This is a genomic window from Staphylococcus xylosus (assembly GCF_002732165.1).
GTDB lineage: Bacteria > Bacillota > Bacilli > Staphylococcales > Staphylococcaceae > Staphylococcus > Staphylococcus xylosus.
The window spans coordinates 36,707-59,371 of sequence record NZ_MRZO01000010.1; the positions used below are offsets into that span (position 1 = coordinate 36,707).

Annotated in this window: 17 protein-coding genes, 1 tRNA gene and 1 other RNA gene; 15 read left to right on the forward strand and 4 right to left on the reverse strand. The window is 35.5% G+C overall.

Annotated features, from left to right (window positions below):
• Window positions 1-17: 17 nt before the first annotated feature.
• Together BTM19_RS12060 and BTM19_RS12065 are read left to right on the forward strand one after the other, a co-directional pair.
• Entirely contained in the window at window positions 18-803 is a 786-nt protein-coding gene (locus BTM19_RS12060) for an arylamine N-acetyltransferase family protein (protein WP_038679644.1), read from the forward strand.
• A 156-nt stretch (window positions 804-959) separates the two neighbouring features.
• On the forward strand, window positions 960-1,946 hold the full coding sequence (locus tag BTM19_RS12065) for a LysM peptidoglycan-binding domain-containing protein (RefSeq protein ID WP_029376843.1): 987 nt from the start codon (window positions 960-962) through the stop codon (window positions 1,944-1,946).
• Between the two features lie 141 nt (window positions 1,947-2,087).
• Here BTM19_RS12065 and BTM19_RS12070 read toward each other — a convergent pair whose 3' ends face one another.
• Entirely contained in the window at window positions 2,088-2,360 is a 273-nt protein-coding gene (locus tag BTM19_RS12070) for a hypothetical protein (RefSeq protein ID WP_029376842.1), read from the reverse strand.
• A 194-nt stretch (window positions 2,361-2,554) separates the two neighbouring features.
• Here BTM19_RS12070 and BTM19_RS12075 point away from each other — a divergent pair, with 194 nt between their 5' ends.
• Both BTM19_RS12075 and BTM19_RS12080 read left to right on the forward strand, forming a co-directional pair.
• Window positions 2,555-3,415, forward strand: a complete 861-nt coding sequence (locus BTM19_RS12075; protein ID WP_029376841.1) for a GNAT family N-acetyltransferase — start codon at window positions 2,555-2,557, stop codon at window positions 3,413-3,415.
• A gap of 109 nt (window positions 3,416-3,524) precedes the next feature.
• Complete coding sequence (locus tag BTM19_RS12080) at window positions 3,525-4,769, forward strand: ammonium transporter (protein ID WP_029376840.1); 1,245 nt, start codon at window positions 3,525-3,527, stop codon at window positions 4,767-4,769.
• 122 nt (window positions 4,770-4,891) lie between these two features.
• Here the strand turns inward: BTM19_RS12080 and BTM19_RS12085 are convergent, their stop codons facing one another.
• The 3 genes from BTM19_RS12085 to gltC form a co-directional block, all read right to left on the reverse strand.
• Complete coding sequence (locus BTM19_RS12085; RefSeq protein WP_029376839.1) at window positions 4,892-5,665, reverse strand: YibE/F family protein; 774 nt, start codon at window positions 5,663-5,665, stop codon at window positions 4,892-4,894.
• Window positions 5,662-6,777, reverse strand: coding sequence for a YibE/F family protein (locus BTM19_RS12090; protein WP_038679651.1), 1,116 nt, complete (start codon window positions 6,775-6,777; stop codon window positions 5,662-5,664). The genes BTM19_RS12085 and BTM19_RS12090 overlap by 4 nt, the downstream gene beginning before the upstream one ends.
• A gap of 93 nt (window positions 6,778-6,870) precedes the next feature.
• Window positions 6,871-7,758 carry a glutamate biosynthesis transcriptional regulator GltC gene (gene gltC, locus BTM19_RS12095; RefSeq protein ID WP_029376837.1) on the reverse strand — a complete coding sequence of 296 codons (888 nt, stop codon included), beginning with the start codon at window positions 7,756-7,758 and terminating at the stop codon, window positions 6,871-6,873.
• A gap of 139 nt (window positions 7,759-7,897) precedes the next feature.
• On the opposite strand from gltC, the gene gltB reads away from it, so the two are divergent.
• The 11 genes from gltB to recR all read left to right on the forward strand — a co-directional run bounded on the left by gltB (window position 7,898) and on the right by recR (window position 22,176).
• A complete protein-coding gene (gene gltB / locus BTM19_RS12100) occupies window positions 7,898-12,400 on the forward strand; it encodes a glutamate synthase large subunit (protein WP_038679653.1) in 4,503 nt (1,500 codons plus the stop codon).
• Window positions 12,401-12,420: 20 nt separating this feature from the next.
• On the forward strand, window positions 12,421-13,884 hold the full coding sequence (locus BTM19_RS12105) for a glutamate synthase subunit beta (RefSeq protein WP_029376835.1): 1,464 nt from the start codon (window positions 12,421-12,423) through the stop codon (window positions 13,882-13,884).
• A gap of 56 nt (window positions 13,885-13,940) precedes the next feature.
• Window positions 13,941-14,033: transfer RNA gene (locus BTM19_RS12110), tRNA-Ser, on the forward strand.
• 355 nt (window positions 14,034-14,388) lie between these two features.
• Window positions 14,389-15,816: a PTS system trehalose-specific EIIBC component gene (gene treP, locus BTM19_RS12115; protein WP_038679655.1), complete on the forward strand. Its 1,428-nt coding sequence runs from the start codon at window positions 14,389-14,391 to the stop codon at window positions 15,814-15,816.
• 86 nt (window positions 15,817-15,902) lie between these two features.
• The gene (treC, locus tag BTM19_RS12120; protein ID WP_099265871.1) at window positions 15,903-17,537 is read left to right on the forward strand and encodes an alpha,alpha-phosphotrehalase; all 1,635 of its coding nucleotides are present in this window, start codon (window positions 15,903-15,905) and stop codon (window positions 17,535-17,537) included.
• Window positions 17,538-17,565: 28 nt separating this feature from the next.
• Window positions 17,566-18,291 carry a trehalose operon repressor gene (treR, locus tag BTM19_RS12125; protein WP_029376832.1) on the forward strand — a complete coding sequence of 242 codons (726 nt, stop codon included), beginning with the start codon at window positions 17,566-17,568 and terminating at the stop codon, window positions 18,289-18,291.
• 107 nt (window positions 18,292-18,398) lie between these two features.
• Window positions 18,399-18,668, forward strand: an RNA gene (gene ffs, locus BTM19_RS12130) — signal recognition particle sRNA large type.
• 192 nt (window positions 18,669-18,860) lie between these two features.
• Window positions 18,861-19,391: a GNAT family N-acetyltransferase gene (locus tag BTM19_RS12135; protein WP_029376831.1), complete on the forward strand. Its 531-nt coding sequence runs from the start codon at window positions 18,861-18,863 to the stop codon at window positions 19,389-19,391.
• A 59-nt stretch (window positions 19,392-19,450) separates the two neighbouring features.
• Window positions 19,451-21,169, forward strand: coding sequence for a DNA polymerase III subunit gamma/tau (dnaX, locus tag BTM19_RS12140; RefSeq protein WP_029376830.1), 1,719 nt, complete (start codon window positions 19,451-19,453; stop codon window positions 21,167-21,169).
• Window positions 21,170-21,257: 88 nt separating this feature from the next.
• Window positions 21,258-21,575, forward strand: a complete 318-nt coding sequence (locus BTM19_RS12145; protein WP_002484224.1) for a YbaB/EbfC family nucleoid-associated protein — start codon at window positions 21,258-21,260, stop codon at window positions 21,573-21,575.
• 4 nt (window positions 21,576-21,579) lie between these two features.
• Complete coding sequence (recR, locus tag BTM19_RS12150; RefSeq protein WP_017723276.1) at window positions 21,580-22,176, forward strand: recombination mediator RecR; 597 nt, start codon at window positions 21,580-21,582, stop codon at window positions 22,174-22,176.
• Window positions 22,177-22,665 lie beyond the last annotated feature (489 nt).

Consider the following 22,665-nt stretch of genomic DNA (forward strand, 5'->3'; position numbering starts at 1 on the left):
TCTGAGGAGGAATTGAGATGACAGATTTTAGTCAATTAGAGAATTATTTAGAAATTGATACAGAAAAATATAATCGAAATGATTTATTATCATTAAATCATTATATTCATCAATATGTTTCGCATGTTCCTTTTGAAAATATAAACGTCCAAAATAAGCAAGACATAGCATTAAATGATGACTCTATGCTTTACAAAATTATTCAAGAACATCGTGGTGGTTTTTGTTATGAACAAAATCGTTTTTTCAAAAATTATTTAGTTGAAAAAGGGTTTAATGTAGATATGATATCTGCAACGATTAATACGGGGGATGGTTGGGCGATGGCAAGTTCTCATATGGCGCTCAAGGTAAAGGTGAATCAACAAAACTATTTAGTAGATGTTGGATACGCAGATGTACCTAAAGAGGCTATGCCTTTATCGAATTACCAAGAAGTCATTACTGATATCAATGGGTATTTCAGAGCTACCTATATAGATACACAAACGATTGAGATGTGTAAGTATAAAGATGATGGATGGCAAATACAATATCGAGCGATAGATGCACCTAAAAATATTTCGGATTTTGAAGAGGGTATAAAGTATAATCAATACAATCCTAATTCTATATTTGTGAAAAAATTAATAGTAAGTAAAGCAACTGATGATGGTCGTATAACATTGTCTAATTCCCATTTAACTATTACAGACCGTGGTAGGAAAGTGAAGCAACCTGTGACAAATGATAATTATTTAGCGATATTAGATAACTATTTTGGTATTGATAATGTAAATATATTAACGTTTGAACGGTCATAAATAAGTTGTATATTACAGTCTTTATATTTTTACGTGCTCGTTTGTAATCATAATGTCATATAAATAATATACTAATGTACGTTTTTACAATGTATAATAAGAGAGTGAGTATAGACACGAAGTGTAATAGATATATATAGTAGGAGGTTTACATAAGTGCGTAAAAAAATTATTGCTACTGTAATAGGCACAAGCGCCTTAGCAGCAGTTTCATCAACTAACGCGGATGCCGCTACAACTTATAAAGTTAAGAGTGGTGACTCATTGTGGTCAATAGCGAATAAATTTAATACTTCAGTGGACAAATTAAAGTCATTGAATAATTTAAGTTCAAATGTGATCTTTCCAAACCAATCATTGAAGGTGTCAGGGACATCAAGTTCAAACACGTCTTCAAACACAACAACTGGAACGACATACACAGTGAAATCAGGTGATACACTATCTGATATAGCTGCGAGATATGGAACAACTTACCAAAAAATCATGAGCTTAAATGGTTTGTCGAATTTTAATATTTATCCTGGCCAAAAATTGAAAGTGTCAGGTACTGCATCAACTGGGGGTTCGAATACTTCAGGAAACACAAGTAGTGGAAGTACAACAACTTACACAGTTAAGAGTGGCGACTCATTATCAGCGATAGCTGCAAGATATGGCACTACATATCAAAAAATCATGAGTTTAAATGGTCTAACAAACTTTAATATTTATCCTGGTCAAAAATTGAAAGTATCAGGTAGTGCATCAACCGGGGGTTCTGGTTCAACGGGCTCTACAGGGTCATCGGGATATTACACACCTGTATTTAACCATTCTAATCTATATGATTGGGGACAATGTACTTGGCATGTATTTAATAAGCGTGCACAAATTGGTAAAGGTATCAGTACTTATTGGTGGAATGCCAATAATTGGGACACTGGTGCTGCAGCTGATGGTTACACTGTAGATTATAATGCTACAGTAGGTTCTATCTTGCAGTCGGATTTAGGTTATTACGGTCACGTTGCTTTTGTAGAATCAGTAAATTCGAACGGTAGTATTACCGTATCTGAAATGAATTATTCTGCTGCGCCTGGTACAGTTACTTATAGAACGATTCCAGCATCACAAGTTAAATCATATAAATATATTCACTAAATAAAGCAAAAAGCTCGTATTGCAGTTACACATTTCGTACTGTAATACGAGCTTTTTATATGAGTTTTTATCATAAATTAGAATGATATACGACTTGCGAGATTGAAGTTATGATATCTTAGTTGAAAGGGTACTGTGCTATTATGCGTTCTCTTTACGTATAGATTTAACACGCTTCGCTGTTGTGATTAGCGTGCTTGCAAGTGTAAAAGTCGAAAATATTTTTGCGAATTTACGTGGTGATTTTAAAGCGGTATAAAAATCTAAAACTGCACCCACGCTTGTAATTGCCATGCTAGCATATATTAGTTTTTTGTTTTTTGACTGATAGGCATACCAATTAAAACCTTCTACTGCAATGCCTACAAAATTAACTGTATTTGAAATGCGATTGATTTTTGTTTTCTTAGCCATTCTGTTATACCCTCCAATTTAAAAATGTATATCTTATTTTAATATTATATCACTTTATAAACTTACGATTGATATATTAGTGTCTAATGTTGTTTGAAATATAAGATGTATACAATATTGAAATATGATAACATAAGCGATGCTCATATAAAAATAGTGCGATTGTTAATATATAGGGATGGAGTGGTGCAAAAATGATTAAATGTGTTTGTTTAGTAGTTGAATCTAATGATTATTTATTACTTGTTCAAGCTAGAAATAGGGAAAAGTATTATTTCGCTGGTGGTAAGATAGATGCGAATGAATCACATAGAGAAGCGCTAAAAAGAGAAGTACAAGAAGAATTACAAATTGATTTACCAGAGTCCTCTTTTGTCTATCTTCAAACGGTCGTCGGCGAAGCATATCCTCAGAAAAATATGCAAACAGAGCTGAACTGCTATTGTACTACAGTAAATATCAATTGGGATTCGATTGTACCAGCTCAGGAAATTACAGATATGCAATGGATACATAAATCAGAACGTCACAAAATAGCGCCAGCAGTTTTAACTTGGATTGATGCACAACCAAAACAATATGCAACTATTAATATTGTACCTTATGAAGATGCGCTTATTTCAGATATAAAACAGTTCAATATCACAGCAGAAGATAGAAAGTTTACAAAAACTCCTGAAGAAAATATTGATCTTGCTACTAAAGATGAAGAACGTCATCCAACCTTGGTATATAATGGTGACAAGGAATGCGTTGGCTTCTTTACATTGCATGAAGGGCAGGGTGTTGCGCCTTATGCAAACAATAAAAGTGCAATATTTTTCAGATCATTTAGCATTGATTCGAATTATCGAGGCTATGGTTATGGCAAACAAGTCATTCAATCGCTGCCAAGCTATTTAAGACAATATTTTCCTGATGTTAATGAAATCTATTTGACAGTAAATACCGATAATGAAATAGCTCAAAAATTATACCAACAATGTTGCTATCAAAACGTAGGAACCTCGCAATTAGAAGGGCGTCCAGTATATGTTTTGAAACGTAATTTATAAAAAATAAATGTGTGCGTCATATAACTTAACACAGTGTGTTACTTTATATGACGCATTTTTGCGCTCTAATTTGTTAGGGGGTATGATCTTCTACAAAGGAGTGAGCAGTATGAATATGAATGATACATTATTTTTATTTCTTTGTACTTTATTAGTATGGTTAATGACACCAGGATTGAGCCTATTTTATGGAGGGTTGGTACAGTCCAAAAATGTTTTGAACACAGTGATGCAAAGTATGTCTGCTATTGTAGTCGTGACGTTTGCATGGGTAATACTTGGTTTTAGTTTGAGTTTCGGTTCTGGAAATGCAATCTTAGGCGACTTTACATATTTGGGATTACAGCATGTTGGATTTAATACTCAATCGGAAATTTCACCGCATGTACCACTAGGGTTATTTATGTTATTCCAAATGATGTTTTGTACAATTGCAGTATCGATATTGTCTGGTTCAATTGCCGAAAAAATGAAGTTTATACCATATCTTATTTTTGTGTTTTTATGGGTGATATTGGTATATAGCCCTGTAGCGCATTGGGTGTGGGGCGGCGGTTGGATTGATCAACTTGGTGCGATAGATTATGCTGGCGGGACAGTAGTACATATCACTTCTGGTGTTTCGGGACTAGTGTTAGCGGTGATGATAGGTGCAGGGAAAAATTTTGATAAACGACCACCACATAACCTTATTATTTCATTAATAGGTGGTATATTCGTATGGATTGGTTGGTATGGGTTTAATGTAGGGAGTGCGTTAACATTTGATCATATCGCAATGACATCATTTATTAATACTGTGTTAGCGGCGAGTGCAGGATCGTTAGGTTGGTCGATTATCGAATATTGGATGAAAAAGACGACGAGTTTAATCGGTATGTTGTCTGGTATGCTAGCAGGTTTAGTAGCAATTACACCCGCAGCAGGGTTTGTTGATTATACAAGTGCTATATTAATTGCGTTAATAGGTGGCGTATGTTGCTATTTTGCGATTAATTATATCAAGGTGAAATTAAAATATAATGATGCATTAGATGCATTTGGAATCCATGGTATCGGTGGTGTTATCGGTGCGGTATTAACGGGCGTATTCCAATCACAAAAAGTTAATGATGGTGTTTCAAATGGTTTGCTGTTTGGTGGCAATATACAAGCGGTAATGGTTCAAATATTGGCAGTAATCGTAACAATTATATTTAGTGGATTAGTTACATATATTATTGCAAAAGTAATTGGGCTGTTTAGCGAGCTTGCTGCGGATAAAGTTGAAGAAGAACAAGGTCTAGACTATGTTGTTCATGGGGAAAATGCATATTTTAGTGGTGAATTGAATAAATTGAATAGACGTTCTTAATGTCTAATGTTTGCGAATAAGACTTGATGTGAGATACAAGTTGAAAGATTGAATATATTAAAAACCTATCGAGACTAGATACAAGTACATGTTCTAATCGCGATAGGTTCAAATTATGATTGTTAGTTGTTTTGTGTGGTTGATGTTTTTTGTCTTTTTATCAAGATGGCAGTTAACCAAGCTGTAATTGGAATACTAATGGCTACAGCAATACCACCCAAAAGAATTGAAATAAATTCTTGGGCGAAAATTTTCGAATTAATTATGTGGCCAAATGAATAATTAAGTTTGAAGAACCAGAAAAATAATGTCAGTTGACCACCGAAATAAGCTAAGTAAATGGTGTTTGCTGAAGTTGCTAATATCTCTCTACCAACACGCATGCCAGAATGGAATAGTTCTTTCTGAGTTAATTCAGGATTGGTTTCATTTAATTCGCATATTGGAGAACTTATCGTAATCGCCAAATCAATCACGGCTGCAATGACTGCCAACACAATTGTAAAGACCATGAATTTGACCATGTCGATTCCAATGTTCATCGAAAAGATATAAGTTTCGTCTTGTTCTTCTGTCGTAAAGCCTTGTATATCACCAATTGAAACAGAAAAATAAATTGCCAAGATTAATATTACTGTAGTTAAAATCGTCGCATAAAATGCTGCTTTGGTTTTAGTGTTATAACTATTCAACATAAATAAGTTACAAGCTGCGATAATAATACAGAATATAAGAGTGACTAGATAAATCGGTGCACCAAATATAATGATGACAATTGCGATTACTAGGATGACAAAGTTCAAGAACAGAGTCATATAAGAGATGAGTCCTTTTTTACCACCGAAGATAAGCATTAATACCAGCAATATTAGACCTAAAATTGTAATTGCGCTCATTGGTTAGCACCTCTCATTCTAAACCATAGTTGCATTAATAAGATTGTAATTGGAATTGTTAGTACGATGCCAATACCCCCTGTGATTGCCCGGGAAATTTCAAGTGACCAATTCATAGAAATAGTATATGTAATAGTATTAGCATTTTTTAAGTATATCAGTAGCATGGGTAAGCTACCTGATAGATATGAAAAGAGTAAGATATTAGTCATAGTGCCCATGATATCTTGCCCGATATTGCGCCCAGCTAATGCCCAACGCGTCATACTGATGTCTGGTGTACGGCGCAAAATTTCGGCCATACCACTTGCGATAGTTATCGCGACATCCATTACAGCACCTAAGGTACCAATTAATACAGAAGCGAGGAATACTTCTTTAGGTGGCAACGTTAAAAAGCTCATTGTTTCAAACTTTATACCTGAACCATCAGTAAAATGTATAACTAATTGTGTAATACCGACGCAGATGAATGTACCGAGTAACGTACTGACGATTGTAATCAGTGTTCTCCATTGCCATCCTGTAACCAAGATTAAAGTTAATATCGTTGAAATGAAAATACCGATACTCATTAAACCGAATAAACTGATGTTAGGGTTTTGGTTATGAATGTAAATGGCTAAGACGACGACCAGTGTATTAATCACTAACGATAAAATCGATTGTAGACCGATTTTTCTACCCACTAGCAATACAGTTAATAGAAATAAACCTGTAATGACGACGATTAAGCTATCGCGTTTCTTTTCAGTGATATATGCACTATTTAGCTTATCGTCAATATGTAGCAAAACTTTGTCATTAGTTGAATATGCTAAACTGTCTGCTTGTGACTCAATGTATTGATTATGAATGGTGGTCGTTTTACCTTCGTATTTTCCGTTAAGTATCTTAATTGTTAACTGTTCTTTATATTTCGTATCTTTGTTATGATGTTCATCTGTAATTTGGGACGTAGATTTATTTTCAATATTAGTAATTTGACCTATGGGTATATCATAAAATTTAGCATTCATGAAAGTGAAAATAAAAACTCCTAAAAATATGATGCAAAAAGCAAAGACAACCCAATTAAAAGGGCGTTTCAATATTTTTTTAGCTGAATTCAAGGTGACTCAATCCTCTCTATTTTTAGACAATGTGATTATACGCCCCAGTTTTGTTGAATTCAAAGATTTATAGGCTGTAGTATTGAGTTCGTATTAATGATAAGTCGCACTACGGCTTAATAATTGCTCTATAGTTGTAAGCATTAATTGTAAATCGTTTTTACGATTATCTTGGCGAACAACACTACAAATCGTACGTCTTAGCTCTGTGTGTTCTAGTGAAATATCGACCCATTTTTGTGGATTTTTGTCTAGAAGGTGGTATGAGGGTGCGATGATGTAGCCTCGTTCTTTACTTAGTAAATATTGTGCGAGCTGTGTATGAGTAACTGTACGTATTGGTGTTTCTACTACCTTTTTCAATGTTTGTTCGATGTTTGGAGGCAAGGGATAGAGCTTGTAAATCATTTTATTTGAAAATTGTATTAACGGCGGGTTAGTTGCCATGGTAATGGGATCATCTTTTGGAACATAGATATGAAAATTTTCTTCGAATAAAGGGTTAATCTTTAATGAAGCGTTTTGTTTAAGATTATGTGTTAACTCTGTAAAAGCGAGATCGATTTGATCTGTGAGTAAAGCGTTTAGTATATCACTTTCTTCCATTAGAATGGGTTCAACTACTGAATCACTTTTGTTTTCAAAGGCTTGAATTAATAAAGTTAGTACTTGAGAAATATAGCTTTCAACATAACCTATACGAATGATGAAGTGGTTTGACTCAGATTGATTGTGAAATAAGCGTATAGTTTCATCAAGTTGATCGATAATCTTAGTCGCTTCTGTAAACAAATGCTTACCTTCATCGGTAAGGTGAATATTACGTCCTTCTCTTTTAAATAATGTAACTTGTAATTCTTTTTCGAGTTGCGTGATTTGTCGACTGATGGCAGATTGTGCAATGTCTAATTCAAGTGCAGCTTCTGACAAGTGCTCTCTTTTAGCTACTTCTATAAAATATTTTAATTGTTTTATTTCCATAGTTAATAACTCCTATTCCAAATCGTTCTAATAATTAGAATGATATCATCTAATTTATATATTGAACAGATTAATCAACTGCTATATAGTTTACTTACTTAATTTAATATTCAGAATTTTCGTAAAAGAGGTGAGGGTCATGCTTGAATATGGTGAAAAAGTAGGGTTATATGATAGCCGTGAAGAACATGATGCATGTGGTATAGGGTTTTATGCCAATATGGATAATCAGAGAAATCACGAGATTGTTGAAAAATCATTAGAAATGTTACGTAGGTTAGATCATCGTGGGGGAATTGGTGCTGATGGTGTTACTGGCGATGGTGCCGGTATTATGACAGAAGTGCCTTATGAATACTTTGCTGAAAAAGTTGACTTTGATTTACCGGCTGAAGGTAAATATGCGGTTGGAATGTTTTTTACTAATGAGAAGATAGCTGGTTCTCAACATGAAGCTCAATTTAATGCTCACTTTGAAGCAGAAGGCTTAAGTGTCATTGGTTATAGAGATGTTCCTGTAGATAAAAATGCAATCGCATCGCACGTAGTTGAAACTATGCCACATATACAACAAGTGTTCGTTGCGTTAAACGATATTTCACATATAGAAAGAACATTATTTTTAGCGCGTAAACAAATTGAAAATTACGCTAATCAACAGCGTTTGAATTTATATTTTACAAGCTTATCGCACAGAACAATAGTGTACAAAGGTTGGCTACGCTCAGACCAAATAAAAGCGTTATATCAAGATTTAAATCATGAGACTTATGTTTCAAAATTAGGGCTTGTACATTCGCGCTTTAGTACAAATACATTTCCAAGTTGGAAGCGTGCGCATCCTAACAGATTGCTCATGCATAACGGTGAAATTAACACCATAAAAGGTAATGTGAACTGGATGAGAGCTAGACAAAATGATTTAATAGCAACAATATTTGGTGATGATAAAGATAAGGTTAAAGAAATTGTAGATGAAGATGGTAGTGATTCTGCCATTGTAGATAATGCATTAGAATTCTTATCATTAGCTATGGAGCCTGAAAGAGCAGCGATGCTGATGATTCCGGAACCTTGGTTATACAACAAAGCTAATGATGCTAACGTGCGCTCATTTTATGAGTTTTATAGTTATTTGATGGAACCGTGGGATGGTCCTACAATGATTTCTTTTTGTAACGGAGATAAGATTGGTGCGTTAACAGATAGAAATGGTTTGAGACCAGGACGTTACACAATTACGAAAGATAATTATATCGTCTTCTCCTCAGAGGTCGGTGTAGTAGATGTACCAGAAGATAATGTTGCGTTTAAAGGTCAATTAAACCCAGGGAAGTTGTTATTGGTTGATTTCAAACAAAATAAAGTAATAGAAAACAACGAATTGAAAGCGCGTATCGCAGATGAACATCCGTATGAAAGTTGGCTGAATCAATTTAAAGTAGATTTAGGTTTAGCTAAGGTATCATATCAAAATTCTGAATGGAGCGAGGAAAGTTTAACACGTTTACAAAAACAGTTCGCTTATACAAAAGAAGAAATGGATAAATATCTGACCGAAATTGTAGAAAATAAGAAAGACCCAATAGGTGCAATGGGTTATGATGTGCCGATTGCGGCTTTAAATGAAAAAGATGAAACATTATTTAACTATTTTAAGCAATTATTTGCTCAAGTTACGAATCCACCTATAGATGCTTACCGTGAGAAAATAGTTACGAGTGAACTATCTTATTTAGGTAGTGAAGGTAATTTATTGAATCCGAATGAAGACGTATTGAACCGTATTCAATTAGCGCGACCAGTTTTAACAGAAGCACAACTAGAAGTCATTGAACAGAGTAGATTTAATGTTACACATTTATCTACGATTTATCAAAATGATTTAGAGGCAGCTTTAGATGAATTAGGGGATAAAGCAATCCAATCTGTTAAAAAAGGTAAAGAAATCATAGTATTAGATGATCGTGAATTAGTGAATAATCATGACGGGTATGCGATGCCGATGCTATTAGCAGTAAGTCATATACACCAGTTGTTAATAAGAGAAGGATTACGCATGCGCACGAGTATAGTAGCCTTATCTGGAGAAACAAGGGAAGTACATCATGTTGCTTGCTTGTTAGGATATGGTGCAAATGCGGTTGTACCTTATTTAGCACAACGTACGATTGAGCAGTTAGTTCGAAATGAACGTTTAGAAGGGGATATTTCTGAAAATGTTCAAACCTATACAGATACATTATCTGAAGGTGTGATAAAAGTTATGGCTAAAATGGGTATTTCTACTGTTCAAAGTTATCAAGGGGCACAAATTTTTGAAGCAGTAGGTTTATCTTCTGAAGTTGTTGAAAAATATTTTACAGGTACACAAACTAAACTTTCAGGTATATCCATAGATATGATAGATAAGGAAAATAAAGCAAGACAAACACCTACTAGTAAATACATTGAATCAGGAAGTACATTCCAATGGCGTAAACAAGGTCAACATCATACGTTTAACCCAACATCTATCCATTTGTTGCAACATGCATGTAGATTAAATGATTATGAAAAGTTTAAATCATTTTCACATGAAGTTAATCATAAACGTACCGATCACGTTCGTCATTTGATGGAATTTAAAAAGCAAGAAGCTATTGATATTAGTGAAGTTGAGCCTGCAAGTGCTATTGTTCAACGTTTTAACACAGGTGCGATGAGTTATGGTTCGATTTCTGAAGAAGCACATCAAACATTAGCCGAAGCGATGAACCAAATGGGTGGTAAGAGTAATAGTGGTGAAGGTGGAGAAAATCCGGAACGCTATATTGTAGATGAAGAAGGCCGTAACCGTTCTAGTGCAATTAAACAAGTTGCATCTGGTCGTTTTGGTGTGACGAGTGATTACTTACAACATGCCAAAGAAATACAAATCAAAGTTGCGCAAGGCGCTAAACCAGGGGAAGGCGGACAATTACCAGGTACTAAAGTATATCCGTGGATAGCTGAAGTAAGGGGTTCAACACCAGGTATAGGTTTAATATCACCACCGCCGCATCACGATATTTATTCAATAGAAGATTTAGCACAATTAATACATGATTTGAAAAATGCCAATAAAGACGCAAATATCACAGTGAAACTTGTGTCCAAAACAGGCGTAGGTACAATTGCAGCTGGTGTTGCTAAAGCATACGCAGATAAGATTGTTATTAGTGGCTATGACGGAGGTACAGGTGCTTCACCTAAAACGAGTATTCAACATGCAGGTGTGCCATGGGAAATTGGTCTGGCCGAAACGCATCAAACTCTAATGATGAACGGTTTAAGATCAAGAGTGAAAGTAGAGACTGATGGTAAGTTACTAACAGGTAAAGATGTTGCTTATGCATGTGCATTAGGTGCTGAAGAATTTGGTTTTGCTACTGCGCCATTAGTAGTACTTGGATGTATTATGATGCGTGTTTGTCATAAAGATACTTGTCCAGTAGGTATTGCTACACAGAATCAAGATTTGAGAGCTTTATTTAATGGTAGAGCAGATCATGTAGTTAATTTTATGCACTTTGTTGCTGAAGAATTGCGTGAAATACTAGCTGAATTGGGATTGAAATCTGTAGATGAGCTTGTAGGTAGAACTGATTTATTAACACGTAAGAATAATCTAGCTAGCAGTCGTCCTAAAGCCGCATCGATGAATGTTGAAGCGTTATTGTATCAACATGAAGGTGAAAGGTTTAAAAAAGTAGAACAAAACCATCATCTTGACGAAGGCTTTGATTTAACAGAGTTTTATCCAGATGCTAAAGCTGCAATTGAAAGTGGCCAAACATTTAGTGGTCAATATCAATTGAAAAATGAGCAACGCGATGTAGGCGTTATTACTGGTAGTGCCATTACTAGAGCGCATGGTAAAGACGGATTGCCTGAAGATTCAATTTATGCTGAGACTGTTGGTCATGCAGGTCAAAGCTTAGGAGCATATACTCCGAGTGGTTTAACGATTCATCACACAGGAGATGCTAATGATTACGTAGGTAAAGGTTTATCTGGCGGTAAAGTAATTGTTAAAGCGCCAAACCAACAACGTGAAAACGAAATTATCGTGGGTAATGTTTGTTTTTATGGTGCTTCTCACGGTAAGGCATTTATCAGTGGTAAAGCTGGAGAGCGTTTCTGTATTAGAAATAGTGGTGTGCAAGTAGTTGTTGAAGGCATTGGTGACCATGGTCTTGAATATATGACTGGTGGTAGAGTTGTTGTATTAGGTGATGTAGGTAAAAACTTTGGCCAAGGTATGAGTGGCGGAGTGAGTTATATTTTCCCATCTGATATAGAGCAATTCAAATCAGAAAATAAACTGGATAGCTTAGATTTTGATTTCATTACTGTAGAAGAAGAATACGATGTTTTGAAATCTATGTTAGAAGAACATGTGAAGTATACAAATAGTACAAAAGCGAAAAAAATCTTAGCTAATTTTGAAGATGTTGCAGATAAAGTGGTTAAAGTAATCCCTAAAGATTATAAACTAATGATGCAAAAAATCGATTTACAAAAGCAAAATTCAATAGAACTTGATCAAGCTTTATTAAATGCTTTTAATGATAAACGCACATATATAGAATCAGAGCAACAATTGACTGCCGTATATTAATTGTAGAAGGGGGATTTATCATGGGCGAATTCAAAGGATTTATGAATTATGACAAACAACAATTACACGAGTTGTCTTTGGTTGATCGTTTGAAGAGTCACGATGCTTTTCAACAAAGATTTACGAAAGACGAAGCGGCACAACAAGGCGCTCGTTGTATGGATTGCGGTACACCATTCTGTCAAACAGGAGAACCATTTGGTAGAGAAACCATTGGTTGTCCTATAGGTAATTATATTCCAGAATGGAACGACCTTGTTTATAGACAAGATTTCAAAACTGCCTATGAACGATTGAACGAAACGAATAATTTCCCTGAATTTACAGGGCGTGTTTGTCCAGCACCTTGTGAGCAATCTTGTGTTATGAAGATTAATCGTGAATCAGTTGCTATTAAAGGAATTGAAAGAACCATTATAGATGAAGCTTTTGAAAATGGTTGGGTAAAGCCGACGGTACCAGAGCATCGTAAAGATGAATCAGTGGCTATAGTCGGCAGTGGCCCAGCTGGTTTAACTGCTGCGGATGAACTAAATAAATTAGGATATAACGTAACAGTATACGAGCGTGCACACGAAGCTGGTGGTTTGTTGATGTATGGTATACCTAATATGAAATTAGATAAAGATGTAGTACGTCGCCGAATAAAAGTAATGGAAGAATCTGGTATACATTTTGAAACGGATACAGAAATTGGCGTGGATATTAGCAAAGAAACGCTTAATGAGCAATATGATGCAATTATTTTATGTACCGGTTCACAAAATGCAAGAGATTTACCTTTAGAAGGGCGTATGGGATCAGGCATTCACTTTGCGATGGATTATTTAACAGAACAAGGACAATATTTAAATGGTGAAATCGAAGAACCATCTATTTCTGCTGAAGGTAAAAATGTGGTCGTAATCGGGGCAGGAGATACAGGGGCAGACTGTGTCGCTACTGCATTGCGTGAGGATTGTAAATCAATCGTACAATTTAATAAATACACAAAACAACCAGAAGAAATTGAATTTGATGAGAACACGTATTGGCCGTTGGCAATGCCTGTGTTTAAAATGGATTATGCGCATAAGGAATATCAATCACGTTTTGGTTTTGAGCCGCGTGCTTATGGTGTGCAAACAATGCGCTATGATGTGGATAGAATTGGTAATGTCAAAGGTGTCTATACACAAATTCTCGAAGAAACTGATGAAGGTATGGTAGTTGTAGATGGTACTGAGCGTCATTGGCCAGCGGATTTAGTACTGCTGTCAATTGGCTTTGTAGGTACTGAAACAACGGTCCCACATGCCTTTGATATTCAAACAGAACGCAATAAAATTGTAGCTGATAATAAAGATTTTAGAACAAACCAACCACACATATTCGCTGCAGGCGATGCCAGAAGAGGGCAAAGCTTAGTTGTATGGGCGATACAAGAGGGTAGAGCGGTAGCAGATTCTGTAGATTCTTATTTAAAGGAAAAAACATTAGTGTAACTTTGTAATTTCGATTGACTTTTACAAATGGCTATAATATGATGAGTACTGTGTTTGGAGGAATACCCAAGTTCGGCTGAAGGGATCGGTCTTGAAAACCGACAGGGGCTTAACGGCTCGCGGGGGTTCGAATCCCTCTTCCTCCGCCATTATATTTTTAAAACCAAGACTAATGAATAGATGAGGCAAGTATTCAATCTCGTATTGAATACTTGTCTTTTTTTGATGTGCTTTTTACAAATGGCTATATTATATATAGTAAGGTGTTTAGAGAATTGTACTTATCAGTGTTTGCTAAATAAATATGGTATTTTGTTTAAGAAAAATAGTTGTTGGTTCTATGAACATCGTTAGATTGCTGCTTCTCAATTTTAATAATGCAGTTTGTTATAGGTGTAGGTGATGAGGTGAAGGTTTTGCGTTATTATTATGAAAGCCTTTACAAAACTTGTCTAGACAAGTTATAATTTCTATAATGTTAAAAGTATAAGGGAGTGGATCATCATGGCCGTTAAAAAGAAAGATGTGCAAGATATAGTCGAAGCTGTTGGGGGCAAAGATAATTTGGACACGGCAACGCACTGTGTTACACGTTTGAGACTTGTCTTGAAAGACGATGATAAAGTGGACAAAGACCGATTGAGTGAAAACGATTTAGTCAAAGGCCAGTTCAAAGCGGATAACCAATATCAAATCGTTATTGGACCGGGGACGGTAGATGAAGTCTATAAGCAACTGATAGCAGAAACAGGGATTAGTGAATCATCTAAAGATGACGCTAAGGCGGCGGCAGCTAAGAAGGGCAATCCTATTCAAAGATTGATTAAATTACTTGGGGATATATTTATACCAATCTTGCCAGCTATCGTAACTGCTGGTTTGCTTATGGGAATTAATAACTTGCTCACAATGGAAGATTTATTTGGACCAAAGCCACTTGTTGAACAATTTCCGCAATTAGGCGATATTTCAAACATTATTAACGTTATCGCTAGTACAGCTTTCATATTCTTACCGGCATTGATTGGTTGGAGTAGTATGCGTGTATTCGGAGGAAGTCAAATACTTGGTTTAGTGTTAGGTTTGATTTTGATGAATCCACAGCTTGTTTCGCAGTATGACATTGCAAAAGGTAATATTCCGACGTGGGACATTTTTGGTTTAGAAATTAAGCAACTGAATTATCAAGGGCAAGTGCTACCGATTTTGCTTGCAGCATATGTTTTAGCTCAAATTGAAAAATTCTTAAATAAACATGTTCATGATTCAATTAAAATGTTAGTCGTTGGCCCAATTGCATTACTAATAACAGGTTTCTTAGCATTTATTGTTATTGGTCCTGTAGCGTTATGGCTAGGTACCGGTATAACAAATGGTATAACGTTTATCTTTGAGCATGCTGGTTGGTTAGGCGGCGCTATTTATGGTTTATTATACGCACCGCTTGTTATTACTGGATTGCATCATATGTTCTTGGCTGTTGATTTCCAACTTATGGGTAGTGAACTTGGGGGAACATACTTATGGCCGATTTTGGCGATATCTAATATTTGTCAGGGGTCAGCCGCATTCGGTGCTTGGTTCGTCTATAGAAGACGTAAAATGGGCAAAGAACAAGGTTTGGCAATGACTTCTGGTGTTTCAGGTTTCTTAGGAGTGACGGAACCAGCATTGTTTGGTGTCAATTTACCATTGAAATACCCATTTATTGCAGCGATATCGACGTCTTGTGTGTTAGGAGCGATCATTGGTGCGACGCGCGTACTTGGTAGTGTTGGCGTCGGTGGTGTTCCTGCTTTCATCTCAATTAAAAGCGAGTACTGGGGCATCTATCTTGTGTGTAGCTTATTGGCGATCGTGGTTCCGGCAATTCTAACGGTATTCTTGTCAAAATTCAGTAAAGATAAAGCGAAAGAAATGGTAGAAGAATAAGCGTTCTAGAGCAATACAACTAAACTCGCTAAAAAGCATTAGCGAGTTTTTCTTCTTTAAATAATTTGAGTAAAGGTGGTAATTCCATGAGTCAAAGTGATTGGAGAAAGTCAGTAGTTTATCAAATATATCCGAAATCATTTAATGATACGACAGGTAATGGTGAAGGTGATTTGCAAGGGATTATCGAAAAATTAGATTACTTACAGTATTTAGGTGTAGACTACATTTGGTTGACGCCAGTGTATGAATCTCCGATGAATGATAATGGTTATGATATTAATGATTACTATAAAATAAATGAGAAATTTGGCACAATTGAAGATTTAAAAATACTAGTTGCTGAAGCTCACAAACGTGATTTAAAGATAATGATGGATATCGTTATAAATCATACATCTACAGAACATGAATGGTTTAAACAAGCGTACGCTGATAGCGATAGTGAGTATAGAGATTACTATTTCTTTAAGAGGTCATCTGATGCGCAACCGCCGACAAATTGGGAATCTAAATTTGGAGGGAATGCTTGGAAATACGATGAAAAGACAGATGCATATTATTTACATTTGTTTGATGTGACGCAAGCGGATTTAAATTGGGATAATCCAAAAGTAAGATGCGCGTTATACGACATTATCAATTATTGGATAGATTTCGGTATAGATGGCTTCCGTTTTGATGTTATTAACTTAATTTCAAAAGGTGAATTTAAAAATTCTGAGAAGATTGGGAAAGAATTCTATACAGATGGGCCACGTGTACATGAATATTTACATGAAATGAATGAGCGTACTTTTGGTGGTAAAGACTTAATGACTGTGGGTGAGATGTCTTCGACAACAATTGATCATTGTATAAAATATACGGCGCCTGAACGCCAAGAATTGAGCAGTGTTTTCAATTTCCATCATCTTAAAGTGGATTATGTCAACGGCGAAAAATGGTCGAATGCTAAATTAGACTTTCATAAATTAAAAGATATACTAATGGAATGGCAACAGGGCATTTATGAAGGTGGCGGTTGGAATGCGATTTTTTGGTGCAATCATGATCAACCACGTGTTGTTTCGCGTTTTGGAAATGATACTAATGAAACGTTGCGTAAACAAAGCGCTAAGATGTTGGCGACTGTATTGCACATGATGCAAGGCACGCCGTATATATATCAAGGGGAAGAAATAGGTATGACAGACCCTGGTTTTGCTAGTATTGATCAATACAGAGATATAGAATCGTTAAACGCTTATAGTAATATGAAGCGTGCTGGTTATGATGAAGATGAAATACTAACGATATTAGGTCAAAAATCTAGAGATAATTCACGAACGCCAGTGCAGTGGACGAGCGAGAAAAACGCAGGATTTACTACAGGGACTCCTTGGATAGATATCCCGGATAATTTTGATCAAATCAATGTTGAAGCTGCCATTGAAGATGGTCAATCTATTTTGCATACTTATAGAGATTTAATACGCTTACGTCATGAATACGATATTGTAACTTATGGTAGTATAGAACCGTTGTATATGGAACATGATGAACTATTTATATATAAACGACATTATAAAGATGAAACTTGGTTAGTGGTGGCTAACTTTTCAAAAGAACGTATTACTATACCGGAGGACTTAGATGTGGAAGGTCGAGTGATGATACAACATGGTAATATATCGGATAGGATGATAGATGGCTTTGGTGCAATAGTTGTATCACAATAATTTATAAAAGGATAGTGAGTGAGCGCATATGACACAAAAAAAGTTTATTACAATATATGAAACTTTACGAGCAGACATCATCGAATCGCGCATATCTTATGGTACGCAATTACCGTCAGAATATGAACTGGTAGAAACTTATGATGCGTCACGTGAAACTGTCCGTAAAGCATTGAATTTATTAGTGAGAGATGGCATGATACAAAAAATTCGTGGTAAAGGTTCGGTTGTAATATATCAAGGGCTAACAGAATTTCCATTTGCAGATTTAACGAGCTTTCGAGAAGTACAACAAGGATTAGGATTACAACATGAAACTGAAGTGAAAGTTTTAGAACGAATATCTGCAGGAGATGTACCAAGAGTGAAGGAAGCTTTAAATATTACCCAAAGTACAGTGCTGTGGCATGTCATTCGCACTAGAAAAATTAATGACAAAGTAAAAATAATCGATGAAGATTATTTAATAGAAGCAATTGTTCCAGGTTTGACGTTGGATATTGTAAAAACGTCTCTATATGCATATGTAGAGAATGTGCTAGGGTTAGATATTAGTTATTCTAATAAATCAATAACATTTGAAGCATTCGGTGACTTAGAGTATGAGATGTTTGGTGATGTGGCACCGCCTTATACAGCTACTGTACGAGGGATTGTACACCTTAAAGATACTACACAATTCCAATATAATATTTCTAGGCATTTAGCTACAGAGTTTAAATTTAAAGATTTCTCAAGACGACACAAAGTATAATGTTTATTTATGAGATGACTGTTTTGTGAATGTTTCTAACAATCTATTTGTTAAATAAAAAGCTAATGCTTGCATTCAGATAGAAGAATATAGTATGATATATTTTGCCGTGCTAGGTGGGGAGGTAGCGGTTCCCTGTACTCGAAATCCGCTTTACGCGAGACTGAATTCCTTTGCTAAGGGTACGTTTTTGTGAAGTCTGCCCAAAGCACGTAGTGTTTGAAGATCTCGGTCCTATGCAATATGAACCCACGAACCATGTCAGGTCCTGACGGAAGCAGCATTAAGTGGATCATCGTATGTGCCGTAGGGTTGCCGAGATTTAGCTGTCGACTTTGGTTACGTTTATGATACGTACTCAAAGCGAAGGTGCACGGTTTTAATTTTTTTAAAACAATTAAATTCAAATATACATATATAAAGAGTGACTTCTTTTGATAGCGGTCGCTCTTTTTTTATATTAAAATATAAGCAATGATTTAATGTTGTTTTAGTATCCGTACAAATGGAATGAGCTAACTAATGTTATAATGTTTAAAAATAAAACTAAACGTTTTGAGGGGATAGCCATGCAAATTTATTTAAGTACTTTAACTGAAAATGATTACGATACAAGTTTAGACGCTATTGAAGCGGCTTTTTCAGATGTGGCAGAATCAAATCATGATGAACAAGAATTAGTGAAGAAGTTGAGGGAATCACCTGAATATAATTATGAACTAGAGGTTGTAGCTAAAAATGATGACGGTGAAGTCATAGGTCATATCATGTTATCTGAAATTACAATTGTAAATGGAGACAACCGTTATATTGCTTTAGCATTAGCCCCATTATCTGTATTAGCGGATTACAGAGGGAAAGGTATAGGTAAAGCGCTGATTCAAGCTGTTGAAGAACGGGCTAAAGCCCAAGACTATAGTACGATCATTGTATTGGGAGACCCTTCGTATTATGGTAAGTTTGGTTACGAAGAGGCGCAAGATTTTGAAATTTCTAGTCCGTTTGATGTGCCGTCGAAATTCTTTATGGTTAAATTTTTATGGGATCAATTACTTGAACAACCAAAAGGTGATGTAATTTATTCTGAAGCTTTTAACTAATATTCAAAGTGGAAAATACAATGCTATAATGATTGATGAATGTAATTGGAGGTGCGAAAGTGAATTATCAAGCTTTATATAGAATGTTCCGACCGCAAAGTTTTGATGATGTCGTAGGACAGGAACATGTTACCAAAACACTGCGCAATGCGATTTCAAAAAGTAAACAATCTCATGCTTATATATTTAGCGGACCGAGGGGTACTGGGAAAACAAGTATCGCCAAAGTGTTTGCCAAAGCTATTAATTGTCTTGAGCGTGCAGACGGAGAACCTTGTAATGAATGTGCAATCTGTAAAGGTATCACTCGTGGCACAAACTCAGATGTTATTGAAATTGATGCAGCTAGTAATAATGGTGTAGATGAAATTAGAAACATTAGAGATAAAGTTAAATATGCACCTAGTGAATCGAAATTTAAAGTTTATATCATAGATGAGGTGCACATGCTAACGACTGGTGCGTTTAATGCATTGCTTAAAACGTTGGAAGAACCACCAGCACATGCGATTTTTATATTAGCGACAACAGAACCTCACAAAATCCCTCCTACAATTATCTCTAGGTCTCAGAGATTTGATTTTAAAGCGATTAGTCAAAGTGAAATTGTTGAGAGATTAAAATTTGTAGCAGAAGAGCAACAAATTGATTATGATGAAGCGGCGTTAGATTTTATAGCGAAAGCTTCAGAAGGCGGTATGCGTGATGCGCTAAGTATTATGGACCAGGCCATTGCTTTTGGTGATGAGCACTTAACCTTAGAAGATGCTTTGAATGTTACGGGTAGTGTAGATGCGAAAGCGTTAGATAATTTGTTCAGAGAGGTTGTTCAAGGGGATGTAAGAAGTGCTTTTGCAACTTACCATAAATTCGTATCTCAAGGTAAAGAAGTAAATCGATTAATTAATGATATGATTTATTTTGTTAGAGATACGATTATGAATAAAACTTCTAATGTAGAAACTGAATATGATGCATTAATACATTTTGAGTTAGATATACTATACAAAATGATAGATATTATTAACGATACACTTGTATCAATTCGTTTCAGCGTGAATCAAAGCGTACATTTTGAAGTGCTATTAGTAAAATTAGCTGAAATGATTAAAGAAACACCTGAACACGTTCAAACAGTCGCTACAACAGGCATTGCAACAGAGCCTAATAATGATGTATTGCTACAAAGAATGGAACAACTTGAAAATGAGCTTAAATCAATTAAAGCAAATGGTGTGGCGACAGGTACACCAACACCACAACAAACAAAACGCACTTCTAGTAAAGGTGGACAATCTAAAAACGCCTTTTCAATGCAACAAATTGCCAAAGTTTTGGATAAAGCAAATAAAGATGATATCAAACAATTAAAGAATCATTGGCAAGAAGTTGTCGATCATGCTAAAAATAATGATATGAAATCTCTAGTTAGCTTGTTACAAAATTCTGAACCGGTTGCGGCTAGTGAGACTCATGTGCTTATCAAGTTTGAAGAAGAAATTCATTGTGAAATTGTTAATAAAGATGATGAAAAACGAGAGAATATCGAAAATGTCGTTTGTAGTATTATAGATAAAACAGTTAAAGTGGTTGGTGTTCCAGCAGACCAATGGATGAGAGTGAGAACAGAATATCTTCAAAATAGAAAAACTGGCTCGACAACAGACGGGGAAAACGACGAACAAACTAAGGCTCAAACATCTGAGGAAGTAGATGTTGTTCAAAAGGCAAAAGACTTATTCGGTGAAAGCACTGTAAATGTTATAGATGAAGAGTGATACATGACAATGTTTAAAAAGGCATGTATAATGAGACAAAAGATAAATCACAATAAAGTGATATAAAAGTTTTAAGGAGGATATAATTATGCGCGGTGGCGGAAATATGCAACAAATGATGAAACAAATGCAAAAAATGCAAAAGAAAATGGGCGAAGAACAAGAGAAGCTTAAAGAAGAAAAAGTGCAAGGTACAGCTGGTGGCGGCATGGTAACTGTAACGGTATCAGGTCATAAAGAAGTACTAGATGTAGAAATTAAAGAAGAAGCAGTAGATCCAGATGATATTGAAATGTTACAAGACTTAGTGATTGCTGCTACAAATGAAGCGATGAATAAAGCAGATGAACTTACACAAGAACGTTTAGGTAAGCACACGCAAGGCTTAAACATTCCTGGAATGTGATCGCATGCACTATCCTGAACCAATTTCAAAACTTATTGACAGTTTCATGAAACTGCCAGGCATTGGACCTAAAACGGCTCAACGTCTGGCGTTTCATGTATTAGATATGAAAGAAGACGACGTTGTTCAATTTGCCAAATCACTTGTAGATGTTAAAAGAGAACTAACTTATTGCAGTGTATGCGGGCATATCACGGAACAAGACCCATGTTATATTTGCCAAGATAAGCAAAGAGATCGCTCTGTCATCTGTGTAGTAGAAGATGACAAAGATGTTATTGCAATGGAAAAGATGCGTGAATACAAAGGGCTGTATCATGTATTGCATGGTTCTATATCACCTATGGACGGTATTGGACCTGAAGATATTAATATACCTAGCTTGATTGATCGCTTGAAAGATGAAGAAGTTAAAGAGTTGATACTGGCGATGAATCCTAATTTAGAGGGAGAGTCGACGGCTATGTATATCTCAAGGCTAGTAAAACCAATCGGTGTTACAGTAACGAGATTAGCACAAGGTCTTTCTGTAGGTGGAGATTTAGAGTACGCAGATGAAGTTACATTATCTAAAGCTATAATGGGTAGAACAGAGATGTAACAATGCATTAAGCGCATAGTAAATAGAGTTTAAGGCTATTCCTTTTTGGGATAGCCTTATTTTTATAAATAAAGTTAAGAAAATGTAAAATAAAATAAAGTATGTTTATAGAGGGTTTTCTATAGGTATTAGTAGTTTGTTAGCAGTTAAAATAGCTAAAAAAAGGACTTTAATTACAAATGAAGCATTAAAGTTTGGTTTTTGCTTATAAACCTAGATTTCAAAATAGAATAAGTGTAAATTTTACCGTTGTTAAAAGGTTTTTATGCGTGTATAGTATTTACTTGTCGGACGAAACAAAACGACAAACATACAAACGAAACACAAAAAACAATTTCAAAAAACTTCTTGACTTTCCGAGTTAAAGAGAGTAAAATTGTTTCTTGTGGTTGAAGAAATGAACATTGAAAACTGAATTGCAATATGTCAACGTTAATTCCGAACGCAACATTAAATTGTTGGTTCAAAACAAGTGTTAGAGATAACACA